Genomic DNA, 17,836 nt, shown 5'->3' on the forward strand with positions numbered 1-17,836 from the left:
ATCTATTAGTTTTATTTTTTATTACAATAATGTTATCTGTGTGTTTTTACATGTTTTTTAAAAACATTTCAGTTTTTTTTAATGATATTAAAAGTAAAAAAGCTGGTTTAGAACTTCAAAAAAAAATATTATTTACCTTCTCAATAATTGCTTTAACTCCAACAGTTATTATTGCTTTATTTGCAGTATTTATTTTTGATACAACTTTAAATGGTTGGTTTAATAAAAAAATTTCAACGGCTATTACCCAATCAGTTGAAGTTGCAAATAAATACTTGCTTGAACATCAAAATGCAATGAGAGGTGATATTCTTGAATTGGCTAATGTTTTAAATGTAAATGCAAATATTTTATCATCTGATAAACAAAAATTTAATAAATATTTAAATAATTATACACTTAAACATGATTTATCTGAAGCTGTCATTGTCGATTCCATAGGTAATGTTTTAGCCTCTTCAGGTTTTGTTTTTCAGTATACGTATACAGAAATTTCCCAAAATTATTATAATAAATCAAACCAAGGTGAGATAATCATAGCTAAAGAAGATGATTCAAATAAAATGAGAGCATTTTTAAAATTATCTCAATATATTGATGCTTATTTATTAATAACTAGGTTTGTTGACGAAAAAGTCTTAAATGCTATTGAAAGTACTTCTATTGCCGTTTCTGATTATCAATCTATAGAACTAGATCAATTTGATTTTAAAATATCATTTGTTTTATTATTTATCCTCTTAACAACATTTATTTTATTAATTGCTATGGTAATTGGTTTAAATATAGCCAATAAATTAGTAGGGCCTATAAGTTCATTAATAGGTGCTGCAGAGGAAGTAGGAAGCGGAAACCTTAATTATAAGATTACTAATCAAGTTTTGAACAATATAAATATTAATGAATTAAAAAGACTTGGCCAAGCATTTAATAAAATGATTTTAGATTTGAAAACAAATAGATTAGATTTAGAGCTTGCTAATGATCAGTTAGATAAGAGAAGAAAATTTTCTGAATCTGTATTATCTGGAGTTTACTCAGGTGTAATAGGTTTAGATAAAGATCTTAAAATAAATTTACCTAATTTGACTGCATCTAAAATACTAAATATATCTATTACAAATAGTTATGGTAAATTTTTAATAGATGTTGTTCCTGAGTTTTCTGATTTAATAAAACATTTATTAAAAACTAAAAATGATGTTGTTGAAGATAAGATCGAGATAATTAAAGAAGATAAAGTTTTAAATTTAATAACAAGGATTGTTGTTCAAAAATCAGATAATTTGATTTTAGGTTATGTGCTTACCTTTGATGACATTACTTCACTAATTGCAGCCCAAAAAATGGGAGCATGGTCAGATATAGCAAGACGAATAGCACATGAAATAAAAAACCCATTAACTCCTATACGCTTAGCATCTGAAAGATTAATAAATCTTCTGAAAAATAATAAAAGATTGGATAAAAAAAAATTTGAAGAATGTCTTAATATGATCAATCGTCAAGTTGATGATATACATCATTTAGTTGATGAATTTTCATCATTTGCAAGAATGCCTTCTCCAAAACTAAAAATTATAAATATAACAAAAGTCATAAATGATTATTTAACACCTTTAGTTGCTTCATTTGCTAATATAACAATCACAGTAGATAATATTATCCCATCTGCTTTAATTATGGGAGATGATAAGCAAATTAGACAAGCTATTAGTAATTTAATAAAAAATTCATACGAAAACTTATCAATGAATAAAATAAAAGATGGCAAAGTTTCATTTTTTTATAAAGTAAATAAAGATACTGTTTCGATATCTATTCATGATAACGGAACAGGTATAAATAGTTCTGAGGTTTCTAACATTACAGAGCCATATTTCACTACGAAAAAAGGTAATTCTGGCCTTGGCTTGTCTATTACCAAAAAAATAATTGATGATCATAATGGTTCAATATTAATTAAAAATTTAAAATCAGGAAATGGTATCAATATATTATTAAAATTTCCTTTAACTAAAGATAAATATAAAATAAGAGTTTTCTAGATGATAAAAAATAATATATCTATTCTTATAATCGATGACGAAAATGATATTTGCGAGATGGTTTCAATAATACTTAAAGATGAAGGTTATAAAACTAAAACAGCAAATAATTTTGACGAAGCTATTAATATTATTCAAAATGAAAATATTAGTCTTATAATTACTGACATATGGATGAACAATAATACTAAAGCTGGTTTAGAAATTTTACAGTGGAGTAAAAAATATAATTCCTTAATACCTGTTATTATGATGTCTGGCCATGGCAACATTGAAACTGCTATGATAGCTGCAAAAACTGGAGCTTTTGATTTTATAGAAAAACCTTTTAAATCTGAACGATTATTATTACTAGTTGAAAAAGCTTTAAATGATCGTAATTTAAAAATAAAAATATCTGATTATGAAGCCAAAGAAAAAGAGCGACTGGAACTTATTGGTAAATCTTTAGCTATCAGAAATATTAAAGCACAGTTAAATAAATTATCTACTAATAATAGTAGAATTTTAATTACAGGCCCATCTGGATCAGGAAAAGAACTAGTAGCAAGGTTAATTCATAAAAAATCAATTAGAGATTCTTTCCCTTTTATTATTGCATCTTGTGCAACTTTATCGCCGGAAAGAGTTGAACAAGTATTATTTGGCTGGAGCAATCTTACTGATAAAAATAATATTAATAACTCTAATGTTGGTTTATTTGAACAAGCAAATCATGGAACTCTTTTTTTTGATGAAATTTGTGACTTACCTCTTCAAACACAAGGTAAAATAGTTCAAGCCATCCAAGATCAAAGTTTTTATAAAATAGACTCAAATAATAAAGTTCATGTAGATGTTCGCATTATCTCAGCTAGTAACCAAAATCTATTAAAATCAATTGAAAAAGGAATTCTTAGGGAGGACTTGTTTTACAGACTTTCAGTGGTTCCAATTGAGATGCCACCATTAAATAAGCGTACCGAAGATATAAATAGTCTTGTTGAATACTTTTTTAAATTATTAACAAAAGATTTAACAAGTTTTAACTTAAATTTATCACCTGAAACATTAGCAATATTCCAAAATTATGATTGGCCTGGTAATGTTCGTCAACTTGAAAATGTTTTAGAATGGTTGATTATTATGCATGGATCTCAAAAAGATTATTTAATCAAACCAACTGATTTACCTCCTGAAATTTTAGGGCATGACTCTATGATTAATAAAAAAAATAATGCTTCTGATTTAGAATTATCTTTAAAAGATGCAAGGAAAATTTTTGAAGCAAATTACCTAAAACAACAATTAATTAGATTTAAAGGAAATATAGCAAGAACATCTAATTTTGTTGGTATGGATAGATCTGCATTACACAGAAAGATAAAAGAATTGGATATCAATATTAATAAATTCAATTAACTTGTTTGATATAAAAACTAAAGGTAATTAAATGAAACAAAAAATAATAATTTGTGGTGCAGGTAGAGTTGGAATTTCTATTACTGAACATCTTTCTAACGAAGGTTTTGACATTACTGTTATTGACTCAAATGTTGATGCCATTCAAAAAGCTACTGAGCTATATGATGTTCAAGGAGTACTTGGTCTAGCATCGCACCCCAATGTTCTTGAAGATGCCGGAATTAATGATGCTGACATGATTATTGCTGTCACACAATCTGACGAGATTAATATTGCCGCTTGTCATATTGCAAAATCTATATTTTCTACTCCTACAATGATAATTCGTATTAGATCAAAAGCTTATCTTGAACCAAGGTATGTTGAATATTTATTAAAAGATGTAAAAGTAAATCGTATAATTTCTCCTGAAGATGAAGTTGCATCTGCCATTGTAAATCAATGGAGAACTCCAGGTGCATTTGATGTTGCAGAATTTGCTCGATCTTCTGTAACAATGTTAGGTGTATCTTGTAAAAATGATTGTCCAATACTTGATACTCCCTTAAGAAACCTAATTGATTTATTCCCTGATTTATCTGTTACTGTAATGGCTATTATAAGGGGTACTATACTTATAGTACCAAGAGGTGGTGATGACATTATTTTGTCTGGTGATAGAGTTTATTTAGCTTGTCCAACAATGCAAATTGATAGAACTTTAAAGGCATTCGGTCATGCAGAAATTACAGCTGAAAAAGTAACAATATCAGGAGCTGGAGCAATAGGTATAAGAGTAGCAGAAGAAATACATAAAATATCTCCTGAAACTAATTTAACAATTTTAGAATTAGATAAAGATAAAGCTAGATATGCTGCAGAAACTCTTGAGTACGCAACTATCATATCGGGTGATTCATTAGATCCAGAAATAATAAAAGAGGCTAGACTAGGTCAAGGTGAAACTTACATTGCAGCTACCAACAACGATGAAGTTAATATCTTATCGTCTTTATTAGCTAAAAGATCAGGTGCCTCTCATACAGTAGCTTTAATAAATTTACCTGTTTTTATACCTTTATTTAATTCTCTTGATCTAGAAGGTGTTGTTAGTCCACCTAATCTCACATCTTCATCTATTCTTCAAGAAGTTAGAAGTGGACAAATAGAACATGTACATTCAATTATAGAAGAATTTGGTGAGATTATCTCTTTTGAAGCATTGAAATCTTCTTCTATTGTTGGTAAAAAATTAAAAGATATTAAATTACCCAAGGATGTATCTCTTGGAGCTATAGTTAAAGAAGACCAATCTATCTTATCACCAAGAGGTATCACTATTATTGAAGCAGGAGACATCGTAGTAATGTTTGTACCAGTAAAGTCAATGAAAAAAGTTGAAGAGCTATTATCAGTTAACTTGGATTTTTTTTAATGCCAAATATAACATATATTAATGGAAAGTACTTAAATTATGAAGACTCTAAAATTCATGTAAATGATAGAGGATATCATTTTGGAGATGCTGTTTATGAAGTTATTGTATTTAACAAAAATATTTTTTACGATTTTGATGGTCATATACAAAGATTATTTAAGTCATTAAAATCTTTAGAAATTAAATTTTCACTATCCTCATCATCATTAAAAATAATTATAAACAACCTTATTAGATTGAATAAAGCTATTATAGGCAGTGTTTACATACAAGTTTCAAGAGGGGTGGCAGAGAGAAATCATAGCTTTCATGGTTTAAACATAGAACCAATTTTAACTATTATACTTACGAAAAAATCAAATATTCAAAATGATTTAAACGGTGTGAAAGCGATTACTTTAAATGATAATAGATGGTCCCGACCAGATATAAAAACAACACAACTTCTTCCAAATGTGTTGGCAAAAACTTTAGCTAATAAAAATAATGCCTATGAAAGTATTTTTATTGATAATGAAGGTTACGTTACGGAAGGATCGAGTTCTAACATATGGGTTTTAAATAAAGAGAATCAATTGATTACCAGAAATCTTGATGGAAAAATTCTATCAGGTATAACTAGAAATTCTATTTCTTTATTTGCAAAAAAAAATAATATAACGGTAGTTGAAAAGAAATTTACTCAAATTGAACTTTATAATGCTAAAGAAGTTTTTTTAACAAGTGCCTCATCTTTTATTATGCCAATTGTTAAAATTGATGACCAAAATATAAATCAAGGCCTTGTTGGAAATATTTCTTTAGAATTAAGAAAATTATATTTTGATAATTTTAAACACTCATAATTAAATTATGAATAATTATAATATATTTTTACTATTACCAATTTTTAAAAACTTAAAATTTTTACAAAACGAAATTTTTAATCAAGAAAATTTTATTTCACGCTCTGCTGAAACCCGAAGTTTAGGAGAAGCGTTAAATAGTAAAATTTTTTATGAAAAAATTATTAATATTTCAATACCTAAATCTTCATTATTTTTTTCTTCAACAGTAATTAATGAAATTATATCAAATTTTAATCTTGATTTAATTGATTTAATAATTGTCGATTGTTCATTATCTCCTGTTCAACATAGAAATTTAGAAAAAGCTTTTAATAAAAAAATAATTGATAGGACACAGTTGATAATTGAAATATTTGGTTTGCGAGCCAAAACCAAAGAGGGAAAGCTGCAAGTAGAATTAGCTAATTTAAGTTTTCAAAAAACAAGATTAGTTAGATCATGGACTCATTTAGAAAGACAAAGAGGTGGTTTAAGTAAAGTTGGTGGACCAGGAGAAAGTCAATTAGAATTAGATAAAAGAATAATTGATACAAAAATTAAACAAATAAAAAATCTATTAATCACTGTAAAGAAAACAAGAGAGTTGCAAAGAAGAAGAAGAAAAATAAATTCAAAGTTAATTTTTTCTTTAGTTGGTTATACTAATAGTGGTAAATCTTCAATTTTTAATAATTTAACAAAAGCTGAAGTTTTAGTGAAAGATATGGTATTCGCTACTCTTGACACTAAAATGAGTCTAGTCAATTTTCCTGAGAAAAAACAAATTATTCTTACGGATACAGTTGGTTTTATTTCAGCTTTGCCTACTGAGCTCATCACTGCATTTAATGCTTCTTTAGAAGAGCTTTTTTCTGCTGACTTTTTATTATTAGTTCATGATTTATCAAACGAAAACGTTGAAAATCAAGCTAATTTGGTAATACAAACTCTATTTCAAATTGGTTTTTCTGAACAAGACTTGGAAACTAAAATTATTCATGTGTTTAATAAACAAGATTTAAATTCAGATACTACAGACATCAAAATTAAATATATGGATAAATTTATTTATACTTCAGCTGTTGAAAAGAATGGTCTTGCTGGATTAAAGCAGCTTATTTTCAATTTACTTGAAAAGAATTTTTTAAATATTAATTTTTCAATACCTTTAAATAATCAAAGCATAAATTCTTGGCTTTATAAAAACTCTTATGTTTATGACAATAAGATTTGTCAAATAGACTTTGAAATTAATAAAATAAAAGTCAAAATTTCTTCTGTTAATCTGAATAAATTTAAATCAAAGTTTCCACATATAAATTTTAATTTTATATAATTTAAATTGCATGAGTAATTATGTTAAGTAACATTATAAATAGTAAATCAATTAGAAATGAAATATTAGATTTTATTGTTAACATTTTGATAGATGTTAATGAAAAAATTGTTTTAAATTATTTTAATAAACTTACACCAAAAGATATTGACATAAAGAGCTCTACTGATGATTTCGTAAGTGTTGCTGACAAAAAGTGTGAAGATTATATAACTAAAAAACTTTCTAATTTCCTTGATAACACCAAGATTATAGGTGAAGAAACTGCTTTTCTTGATAAAGAAAATTTTTTAAGTTTATTAAATGAACCACTGTTGTGGGTGATTGACCCCATTGACGGAACAAAAAATTATATAAATGGTAATGAAAACTTCTGTTCAATGATATCATTAGTTAAACATTCTTTTCCAATAGCTTCCTTTATTTATAAACCTTTACAAAGGCAATTTATTTATGCATTTAAAGGTATTGGTGCCTATATATTTGATTTAGAAACTAAACAGTCGAATAAATTAAATTTAGAGCTAGACCCTTTAAATAAAATTATTGGTTCAGGTGGTACTAAAGGTATACCCGAAGTTTTTAGGAAATCCATTTTAAGTAATTTACGATCTTTTACTAAAAGAGTGTTTGTTGGTTCTGCCGGTATAGAAACCATGATGCTAGTTACTAATAAAATTCAATTTATTTTTCATGGTAGAGTTACGCCATGGGATCACTCACCATTAGATCTTATTATAAAAGAAGCTGGAGGTTGTGTCTATATGGCTAGGTTTAAAGAAGAGTTTAATATTAAATCTAAAGGGCCTATTTTAGCTGCCACTAATAGTAATATATGGGATGAAGTAAGAGAAATTGCAATTCCTCAAAGCAACCTATATAGGAAACGATTAATTTAGGTCCTTTTAACTACATTGAATGGGTTAAAAGCTTGATCGCCAGCCATAATTTCCATTCTGTTTATATTAATGTTTTTTGGTCTTGTTGCAATCCAGTATACAGCATCAGCTATATCCTCTGGATTAATAACTTTAGTATCTTTATAAACTTGAGAAGCTTTATCTCTATCACCTTTAAATCTGACAATAGAAAACTCAGTTTCAGCCAGTCCTGGTTCTAAAGAAGTTACATTTATACCTTTGTTTACTAAATCAGCTCGCAAATTCAAGGAAAACTGACTTACAAAAGCTTTAGTGCCTCCATATACATTCCCACCTGGGTAGGGATAAGATCCTGCAACTGAACCAAGGTTAATTATATGACCTTCACCATTTTCAATCATTAAAGGTAATATGTTTCTAGTTGTATAAATCATACCTTTTATGTTTGTGTCTATCATTTGGTCCCAATCGTCAAGATTTGCATTATCAGCGCCTTCTAAACCTAATGCAAGACCAGCGTTGTTGCATAAAACACATATATTATTAAAATTTGGTGGAAGATTATCTATAGCTGTCTTTACAGATCTTCTATCACCTACATCAAAGGATAAAGGTAAAGAACCGTTGCCTAATTCTGCAGCTAGTTCTTCTAAGCGATCAGCTCTTCTACCTGTTATAATTGTTTGCCAACCATTTTTGTTAAATAATTTAGCAGTAGCCATGCCAAAACCAGATGTTGCTCCAGTAATAAAAATTGTTTTAGGTAATTTAGAATTCATTTTTATCCTCTTTAAGTATAGATTTAGCTTTGTTCCATAGTTTCTCGAAATCAGCTTTACTTAAATCATGCCATTTTAAATTAGTCTGTTCAAGAATGTTTTCCATAGTGTTAAATCTATGAATAAATTTATTATTTGCTTTTCTTATCGTCTGATCAGGGTCTAATTTTAAATGTCTAGTTAAGTTTAATATTGTAAAGAAAACATCACCTAGTTCTTCTTCTATATTTTCTTTTTGATTATTCATTATAGCTTCTTTAAGTTCATGTAATTCCTCATCTACTTTTGTTAAAACTTGTGTTTCATTGTCCCAATCAAAGTTAAGAGAAGCTGCTTTCTTTTGAATTTTAATGGACCTAATATTTGATGGAATATTAGTTTCAACTGTATCTAATATATGTTTACTCTCTGTTTTGTTATCACTTTTCTCAGCATTCTTAATTCTCTCCCAACTTTGATTAGGTAAATCTTTGATTTTATAAGTATGATCAAATATTTGAGGGTGACGTCTTATTATCTTTTTAGAAATCTCGTTTGCAACATCATCAAAATCAAAATCACCTTTGTCTGCAGCAACTTGAGAAATTAAAACAACCTGTAATAATAAATCTCCTAATTCGCTTTTAATATTATTAATATCATTAGTTTCTATTGCATTAACTAATTCATATGCTTCTTCAATAGAGTAGGGGGCTAATGAATGATAATCCTGTTTAATATCCCACGGACAACCTTTGTCAGGATCTCTCAAAATTTCAATTATTTTTCTTATTTTTTCTATAGAAACTAATTCATTAAGATTATTTAAATCTGTATCAGAAATTTTTTTCATTTGTTTTCCGTTTTTATGTTATTTACTAACTCTATTACTGTATACTTTATCTATAATATTTGGAGTAGTAAATTGCCAGAAAACAATTTAGGAATTTTTGCAAGATTTAGAAGATATTTTCTTGCTGGTATTTTAGTTATTTCTCCAATTTTAATAACTATATATGTAACATGGATTATTATAACATTCATAGATGCACAGGTAGCCTCCCTATTACCAGAAAGTTTAGATTTTACAAAAAAACTACCTCATCAAATTCCTGGTATAGGATTAATAATAAGCATTGTTTTTATTACTTTCATAGGTGCTTTGACACCTGGTTTTTTAGGTAGAACGCTTCTAAAATCTGGAGAACGAGTTTTAGATAAAATGCCAGTAGTAAGGAGTGTTTATGGAGCTATTAAACAAGTAATGGAAACTGTTATGTCAACTAACTCTAATAGTTTTAGAGAAGTTGTTTTAGTAGAATATCCAAGGAAAGGTATTTGGGTTATAGGCTTTGTAACTGGAGAAACTAAAGGTGAGGTCCAAACATTAAAAAAAGAAAAACTAATAAATGTCTTTATACCTACCACTCCTAATCCAACAAGTGGTTTTCTTTTGTTTTTACCCAAAAAAGACTTGATTTATATGCATATGAAAGTTGAGGATGCAGTTAAAATGGTGATTTCAGGAGGTATAGTAACTCCTAAAATTAAAAAATAATTCACTAGTTCATTTAACCACCTTTCAATAATTTTATAGCTTCATTATTTTCAAAAATTGATAATAAAGTATTAATTTTTAAACGTTCTTTATCATTTTTTATTAAATTAGATGCTTCTTTCCTTGCCAATTCAATTAAATCACTATGTACATGCAAATCAACGAATTTAAAGTCTACATTTCCGGATTGCTTGCTTCCAAGAACTTCTCCAGGACCTCTTAAGATTAAATCTTGTTCAGAAATTACGAAACCGTCATTTGTATCCTTCAAAATCTTAAGTCTTGAATGAGCTATTGGTGTTAATTCTGTTTTATATAATAAAATACATGAGGATTCTTTATCATTTCTTCCTACTCTTCCTCTTAATTGATGAACCTGAGCTAATCCAAACCTTTCAGCACATTCAATCACCATGATGGTTGCATTAGGTATGTCTACACCGACTTCAATTACTGTTGTAGCAACGAGAATCTTACTTTTCCCATTTTTAAAATCATTCATAGAATTTTCTCTATCTATTTTGTCCTGCTTTCCATGTACCAATGATATATTACAATCCTTAAAATAATTTTTTAAATAATCAAATCTTTCATTAACTGCTATTAAGTCTGTGCTCTCAGATTCTTCAATTAATGGACAAACCCAGTATATTAATGCTTCATTTTCTATCGCTCTTTTTATAGATTTTAAAACATCCTCTATTTTACTTTGAGGTAAAACATATGTTTTGATAGGTTTTCTACCTTTGGGTTTTTCTGTAATAGTTGAAATGTTCATGTCGCCATATGCGGTTAAAGCTAAAGACCTAGGTATTGGTGTTGCCGTCATTACTAAAATATTAACATTACTTCCTTTTTCAGTTATTTTAACTCTCTGATTAACACCAAATCTATGTTGTTCGTCAATAACAGCTAAAGATAGATTTTTATAATTTACTTTTTCTGATATTAAGGCATGTGTACCAACAATAATTTTTATAGATCCATTAGCGATATCTTCAATAATAGCCAATCTTTCTTTTTTATTATAACTACCCTTTGACTCTCCTAATAATAGACACACATTTATATTCAATGGTTTGAGAAATTCATTAATGGTATTGAAATGTTGAATTGCTAATATTTCCGTTGGAACTAAAAGTACACTTTGAGAACCATCAGAAATTGAACTAAGCATAGTTATTAGTGCAACAATCGTTTTACCTGATCCTACATCACCTTGAAGCATTCTAATCATAGTGTTATTACTATGAAGATCTGAAAGAATTTCATTTACAACTTCATTTTGATTTTTAGTTAATTTAAAGGGGAGTAAATTGTAGAGTTTTTCTAAAATATTATCATGTTTTTCAATGTTTTTAATTGTCTTTTCTTTTGAGATCTTACTTTTAATAAGTAACATGGATATTTGATTAGCTATAAGTTCATCTAAAGCAAGACGTCTTCTATAATTACTAATTAATTCGGTATCAGACATTTTATTTGGGTTATGGGTTTTAACTATGCATTCTTTCCAATTAGGTAAATTAAGTTTATTAATAGTATCTTGCGATAACCATTCTTCAAAATACGGTATTTGTTTTAAACACTCACTGACAAGCTTTGATATAAATTTTTGATTAAAACCAATAAACAATGGATATATTGTTTCAATCTTAGGTATCAAGTTCCTTTGATTATTAGTAGTTACATAATCAGGATGAACAATTTGGCCAACTCCACTAAAATTTTCGAATTTTCCACTTACAATAATTTTGTTTCCAACTTTATAAATGTTTCTTAAATATTTTGTGTTTTGACCAAAATATATTAAATCCAATCTAATATTTTTTTCTTGGTCTAATCCAAATGTAATTATTCTTGATATGTTATTTTTTTTTCTAAAATTAAAAGGAGGTATAATAATCTCCACAACCTCAACTTCACAGGTAATAATTGAACCATGTTCAATAGTTCTTAAGGATGTATTTTGAAATCTATCTATAGCTTTTATGGGTAAATAAAATAAGATATTAATGATATAAGGGCCTATTTTTTTTTTTAATACGGTAAGTCTTTTTTCGCCAACACCATTCAATTTGCTTATTGAAGAAAATAAGTTAAAAATAGTTTGTGGTCTTTTGATTAAAAAATTAGACAAGATTTAAAAAACCTTTATTTATTGCACTCACGTTAACTATATACTAATTAAACGAGATTATATTGGAAAATAGAAGTAATTTTATTAAAAAATTAATTTACAGATCTAAATACACAGGCACCCGTGAGACAGATATTTTGCTTGGTGACTTTGCTGATAATAATATTAACAAACTTAATAATTCTGAATTATTAGCATATCAAAAATTACTAGATTCTGGAGACCCTCGTATATGGCGTTTATCTATTGATATTGAACCAACTAAATCTGAACAAGAAAAATTTATTATTAAAATGATAAAAAAATATAAAGGTTTTAATGTTTAATCAAAATTTTAACATTGATAATCTTGATGGTTTTTATGGCGTCAGAGATGGTCTTATACCATTTTTACTATCTTCATTAGTTCAAACAAATAACGTTCTTTATATTGCTAAAAATGATTTGGAACTATCCAATATATATAATTTCTTTTTAGAAAATTTTCAAAATGTTAATGTTTATAGTATACCTGCTTGGGATTGCCTTCCTTACGACATTTCATCACCAAATTTTAACATTATAAGTGAACGTGTTAAGTCATTTACCAAACTTTCCTTTTTTAGAGGAATAGATAATAAAAATATAATTCTGACAACTGTTAATGGCCTTCTAATTAAAACAGCACCAAGAAATTTTTATTCCTCAAATTTTTTAAATATTACTAAACACGACATAAATTCTTTAAAGCATATAAGTAATTTTTTAAGTAAAATAGGTTATACACGTGTTGAAACAGTTAGAGAATCTGGTGAGTTTGGAATAAGAGGTAGTATTCTAGATTTGTTTCCTGTTGGTTCATCAAAAGCCTTTAGGATAGATTTTATTGGTGATGAAATAGATTCAATGAAGGTAATGGATCCATTAACTCAAAGATCTAGTGATTTAATAAATAATATTGATGTTTATCCATCTAATGAATATTTATTAGATGAAAAAAACATAAAGAACTTTAGACAAAAATTTAGATTAGCTTCAGGATCAAAAAGTTTAAAAAGCCACACTTATGAAAAGGTTTCTTCGGGTGTTAAATTTCAAGGTATTGAACATTTTTTACCTTTAATTCATCAAAGTCCTCTTAGTTCTATCTTTGATTTTTTTTATAGTGACCCTAAATCAGTTGTTGTTTTAGCAAAAAAATTTTTTAGTTTAATTAACAAGCGTTATGAAGAGATAGAAAATTTTGTAGATGAGAGAAAATTTGAGAAATCTGATAATAGCGTAGTTAAAGTTGATGATCTCTATTTGAGTAAACAGGAATTAGATGAAAAGCTTGCACTTTATAAAACAATAGAATTAAACGAATTTGATTATTTAGATAATAAAACTAAAAAAGTTATAAATTTATATTCAAAACCTTTGTTAATACCCAATGATCCAAATTTACTTAATAATAATAGAATAAGTATGTTTGTTAAATTTTGTATAAACCAATATTTAAATAATAAAAAAATCTTAATAGTTACAGAAGATAAATCAAGATTAACGAACTTAATAAACTTTTTTGATGATGATTTTAAGAAACATAACATCAATTTCAATGTTATAGAAATTGAAAAATTGGTTTCCACACAAATTACAAATAATTTTAATTTTTCTAGTTCACCATATATAGAAAGTTTTGAGATTAATGATCATTTAATTGTGTTTGACCGTGACATATTTGGTACTGCTGAAAAAAAGAAAAAATCTTGGCGAAGAAAAACTGAAAATTTTCTAAAAGACGTAAATAATATTGATACAGGTGATCTGGTTGCACATATAGACCATGGAATTGGAAAGTATGATGGATTAGAGAAAATTGTTACTAATGGTATTGATCATGATTGTTTAAGATTATTATATCATGGTGGAGATAAGTTGTATTTACCTGTAGAAAATATGAACCTCTTAAGTAGAGTTGGTGATAATAATTTATCAAGAGATTTAGATAAATTAGGAGCAGCTAATTGGCAAAACAGAAAGGCAAATGTAAGAAAAAAAATTAAAGATATGGCAGAAAAATTAATTCGAGTAGCTGCTCAAAGAGAAATTATATCCACAGAAAAACTTCTAATTCCAGATGAATATTATACATTTTCTAAAAATTTTCCCTTTGAATTAACAGATGATCAAGAAACTGCAATTAATGATATAATTGCTGATCTTGAAACTGGCAAGCTGATGGATAGACTTATATGTGGTGATGTTGGTTTTGGTAAAACAGAAGTAGCTCTTAGAGCATCATTCATAGTCGCAAATGCAGGTTATCAAGTGGCTTTAGTTGCTCCAACAACAATTTTAGTAAAGCAACATTTTAAAAGTTTTTTTGATAGATTTAAAAAGTCATCTTTAAGTATTGCATCACTTTCTAGAATGACAAGTTTAAAAGATCGAAAGAAAGTAAAAGATGATCTCAAATCTGGAAATATTAACGTAGTTATTGGAACACATGCATTATTATCAAATGACATTGACTTTAATAATCTAGGTTTACTAATAGTTGATGAAGAGCAACATTTTGGAGTAGGGCAAAAGGAAAAGATTAAAGAACTACAAGGAAATATACATGTTTTAACTTTAACAGCAACACCAATTCCAAGAACTCTTCAACTATCATTATCCGGACTAAAAGAGTTAAGTTTAATTACCACTCCACCTATTAATAGATTGTCTGTTAGAACCTTTGTATTAGAATGGGATAACGTTGTCTTAATTGATGCTTTATTAAGAGAAAAAAATAGAGGAGGACAAACTTTTGTTGTATGTCCAAGAGTTAGAGATATTGACGATTTATATCAAAAAATTAATAGAATGGTTCCAAATTTAGTTATTAGTGTAGCTCATGGGCAAATGAAAATAGATGAATTAGATAAGTCTATTAATTCATTCTCTGAAGGTAAATCAGATATTTTGATTTCTACGAATATAATTGAGTCTGGTATAGACATCCCAAATGCTAATACTATGATCATACACAAATCAGATTTGTTTGGTCTTTCTCAATTATATCAATTGAGAGGTAGAGTAGGTCGTGGAAAACATAGAGCTTACTCTTACTTTACTATTGAGCCAGGTAAAATTTTGTTAAATAAATCTCAACAAAGATTAGATGTCATCAAAACATTAGATAATTTAGGAGCTGGTTTTTCGCTTGCCAGTTATGATATGGATATTAGAGGGTCAGGTAATCTTTTAGGGGATGAACAATCAGGACAAATTAAAGAAGTTGGTGTTGAATTGTATCAAGACATGCTAAAAGAAGCGGTAAGTTCGTATAAAGATAGTAGTAAAAAAATCGAAGAGCTTTGGTCTCCATCAATCTCTCTTGGTCTATCGATACTTATTCCTGAGGACTATGTTTTTGATCTTCCTACTAGAATGTCTCTGTATAGAAAAGCAGGTGAATTAAGTTCACCTGAGGATATAAATACTTTTACCGAAGAATTATTTGATAGATTTGGCCCTCCACCTGAAGAAGTTAATAATTTGCTTATGACTTTAATGATAAAAAACAAGTGTTTATACAATAAAATTAATATTATAGATGCTGGGCCAAAAGGAGTTTTATTAGGTTTTAAAAATAACTTTTTTAATAATGCAGATAAGCTTTTAGGATGGGTAACAAAGAAAAGCGGTCAAGTTAAGATTAGGCCAGATCAAAAATTATTCTTGCAAAAAACACTAAATACAAGAGAAGAAAAATTTAATGCTGTCCTAAGTTTAATTGAAGAGTTACAACTTTTTAATAATTAATTTTTAAATTACCAAGTTCCAGTGTTTTTCATGCTTTTCCAAGGCTCCATAAGCTCAAGGTTTTCACCCTGTTGAAGCAATTCAATCGAAATATTATCAGGTGACTTTACAAAAGCCATTCTACCTTCTCTAGGAGGTCTATTAATAATTACACCATTATCCATCAATTTTTGGCAAGTTTCATATATATTTTTAACTGATAACGCAAGATGACCAAAATTTCTACCAGATCCATAAGTTTCTGGTTCCCAATTATAAGTCAATTCAATTTCAGGTGACCTTGTTTCAATAGCTGTGTTCTCGTCTTCTGGAGCTGCTAAAAAAATTAGTGTGAACTTTCCTTCAGGCACATCTTTACGTCTTATTTCAACAAGACCTAATTTATTACAATAAAAGTCAATTGAATCTTCAATGTTTGTAACTCTAATCATTGTATGCAAGAATTTCATTTTTAAACCTATATCTGTTGTATTTTATATATCGCAATATATAATTTAAATGTAAAGAAGTTAATAAGTACTATTTTTTAAAATAAGAAACTAGATAAATGAAATTAGAGAAATTTGAAGTTGGATATAATATACCTGCAAAAGTGGGTATGAATATTAAAGATGTCCAAACACCTTCTTTAATAATAGATTATAAAATATTTGAAAATAATATTTTAAAAATGAAAGAATTTATTACAAATAACAAAGTAAAATTAAGACCCCATGCTAAAATGCATAAATCAATTGATGTTGCAAATTTTCAAATAAATAATGGGGGTGCACACGGTATTTGTTGTCAAAAAGTAAGTGAAGCTGAAGTGTTTTTTAGACATGGTATTAAAGATATATTGATTACTAACCAAGTAACTGATCTTTTAAAAATTGATAGATTAACAAAAATTGATACAAAAAATTGCAATATAAGTTGTTGTGTAGATAATGAAGAAAATATTATTAACATCCAAAATTCAGCTTTTGAAAATAATTCTATTATTAATGTTTATATAGAATATGACTGTGGAGCTAATAGATGTGGGTTAGAATCCTTCAAAGAAATACAAAGCTTAATAGATTTAATTAACACAATGTCAAATATTAAATTTGAAGGTTTTCAAGCTTATAATGGGTCCATACAACATATTGAAGATTTTGTACAAAGAAAGATAAATGTTCAAGAGACATGTAATAAAATTAGATCTTTAAAAACAAGATTTAAAGATTACTCTCCAATTATAACAGGTGTTGGCACAGGATGTTTTGACCTAGAAGTTAAAGAAAATGTCTATGATGAAATTCAAGTAGGTTCATATGCATTTATGGATGCTCACTATTCATCTTTAAAAAAAGACAGTAAGGTAAATAATACTATTAATTTTAAAAATGCGTTATTTGTATTATCAAATGTAATGTCTACTTCCGTAAAAAAACAAGCTGTTGTAGATGCAGGGTTAAAATCAATGTCCTTAGACAGCGGTTTACCAACAGTTTTTAATTATGACTTAAAGTATATCAATTGCTCAGATGAACATGGTGTAATAGAAGATTTAGATAATTTACTTAAAATTAATGATAAAGTTTTTTTAATACCTGGTCACTGTGATCCTACTTGTAATCTTCATGATTGGTATGTTGTAAAAAAAGACAATATTGTAATTGACCTTTGGCCGGTGTCTGCTAGGGGTTTTAGCTATTAATGTTTTTTA

Annotated in this window: 14 protein-coding genes; 10 read left to right on the forward strand and 4 right to left on the reverse strand. The window is 27.6% G+C overall.

Annotated features, from left to right (window positions below; translation table 11 throughout):
* Positions 1-50: 50 nt before the first annotated feature.
* The 6 genes from ABXT66_RS05330 to ABXT66_RS05355 are packed head-to-tail and all read left to right on the forward strand — an operon-like array spanning position 51 to position 7,931.
* Positions 51-2,048 (forward strand): ATP-binding protein, encoded by a 1,998-nt coding sequence (locus ABXT66_RS05330; protein ID WP_443644627.1) that lies wholly within the window; start codon positions 51-53, stop codon positions 2,046-2,048.
* Positions 2,049-3,449 carry a sigma-54-dependent transcriptional regulator gene (locus ABXT66_RS05335; protein WP_443644628.1) on the forward strand — a complete coding sequence of 467 codons (1,401 nt, stop codon included), beginning with the start codon at positions 2,049-2,051 and terminating at the stop codon, positions 3,447-3,449.
* 31 nt (positions 3,450-3,480) lie between these two features.
* Positions 3,481-4,866 (forward strand): Trk system potassium transporter TrkA, encoded by a 1,386-nt coding sequence (gene trkA / locus ABXT66_RS05340; protein WP_443644629.1) that lies wholly within the window; start codon positions 3,481-3,483, stop codon positions 4,864-4,866.
* Positions 4,866-5,714 (forward strand): aminotransferase class IV, encoded by an 849-nt coding sequence (locus tag ABXT66_RS05345; protein ID WP_443644630.1) that lies wholly within the window; start codon positions 4,866-4,868, stop codon positions 5,712-5,714. Before trkA ends, ABXT66_RS05345 begins: the two co-directional genes overlap by 1 nt.
* Positions 5,715-5,721: 7 nt before the next feature.
* Positions 5,722-7,032: a GTPase HflX gene (gene hflX / locus ABXT66_RS05350; RefSeq protein ID WP_443644631.1), complete on the forward strand. Its 1,311-nt coding sequence runs from the start codon at positions 5,722-5,724 to the stop codon at positions 7,030-7,032.
* Between the two features lie 20 nt (positions 7,033-7,052).
* Entirely contained in the window at positions 7,053-7,931 is an 879-nt protein-coding gene (locus ABXT66_RS05355; RefSeq protein ID WP_443644632.1) for an inositol monophosphatase family protein, read from the forward strand.
* Here ABXT66_RS05355 and ABXT66_RS05360 read toward each other — a convergent pair.
* Entirely contained in the window at positions 7,928-8,692 is a 765-nt protein-coding gene (locus tag ABXT66_RS05360) for an SDR family oxidoreductase (protein WP_443644633.1), read from the reverse strand. The two genes, ABXT66_RS05355 and ABXT66_RS05360, sit on opposite strands and share 4 nt — an antisense overlap.
* The gene (gene mazG, locus ABXT66_RS05365; RefSeq protein ID WP_443644634.1) at positions 8,682-9,524 is read right to left on the reverse strand and encodes a nucleoside triphosphate pyrophosphohydrolase; all 843 of its coding nucleotides are present in this window, start codon (positions 9,522-9,524) and stop codon (positions 8,682-8,684) included. Before mazG ends, ABXT66_RS05360 begins: the two co-directional genes overlap by 11 nt.
* Before the next feature lie 72 nt (positions 9,525-9,596).
* On the opposite strand from mazG, the gene ABXT66_RS05370 reads away from it, so the two are divergent.
* Positions 9,597-10,229: a DUF502 domain-containing protein gene (locus ABXT66_RS05370; protein ID WP_443644635.1), complete on the forward strand. Its 633-nt coding sequence runs from the start codon at positions 9,597-9,599 to the stop codon at positions 10,227-10,229.
* A gap of 13 nt (positions 10,230-10,242) precedes the next feature.
* On the opposite strand, the gene recG is transcribed toward ABXT66_RS05370, so the two are convergent.
* Positions 10,243-12,369 carry an ATP-dependent DNA helicase RecG gene (gene recG / locus ABXT66_RS05375; RefSeq protein WP_443644636.1) on the reverse strand — a complete coding sequence of 709 codons (2,127 nt, stop codon included), beginning with the start codon at positions 12,367-12,369 and terminating at the stop codon, positions 10,243-10,245.
* Between the two features lie 62 nt (positions 12,370-12,431).
* Between recG and ABXT66_RS05380 the strand changes: the two genes are divergently transcribed.
* Positions 12,432-12,695 (forward strand): succinate dehydrogenase assembly factor 2, encoded by a 264-nt coding sequence (locus tag ABXT66_RS05380; protein WP_443644637.1) that lies wholly within the window; start codon positions 12,432-12,434, stop codon positions 12,693-12,695.
* A complete protein-coding gene (gene mfd / locus ABXT66_RS05385) occupies positions 12,688-16,143 on the forward strand; it encodes a transcription-repair coupling factor (RefSeq protein ID WP_443644638.1) in 3,456 nt (1,151 codons plus the stop codon). The genes ABXT66_RS05380 and mfd overlap by 8 nt, the downstream gene beginning before the upstream one ends.
* Before the next feature lie 8 nt (positions 16,144-16,151).
* On the opposite strand, the gene ABXT66_RS05390 is transcribed toward mfd, so the two are convergent.
* Entirely contained in the window at positions 16,152-16,592 is a 441-nt protein-coding gene (locus ABXT66_RS05390; RefSeq protein WP_443644639.1) for a VOC family protein, read from the reverse strand.
* Between the two features lie 98 nt (positions 16,593-16,690).
* Here ABXT66_RS05390 and ABXT66_RS05395 point away from each other — a divergent pair, with 98 nt between their 5' ends.
* Positions 16,691-17,827, forward strand: a complete 1,137-nt coding sequence (locus tag ABXT66_RS05395) for a DSD1 family PLP-dependent enzyme (protein WP_443644640.1) — start codon at positions 16,691-16,693, stop codon at positions 17,825-17,827.
* Positions 17,828-17,836: the final 9 nt, after the last annotated feature.

This window comes from Candidatus Levibacter sp. Uisw_134_01, from assembly GCF_047717795.1.
GTDB lineage: Bacteria > Pseudomonadota > Alphaproteobacteria > Puniceispirillales > Marisalimonadaceae > Marisalimonas.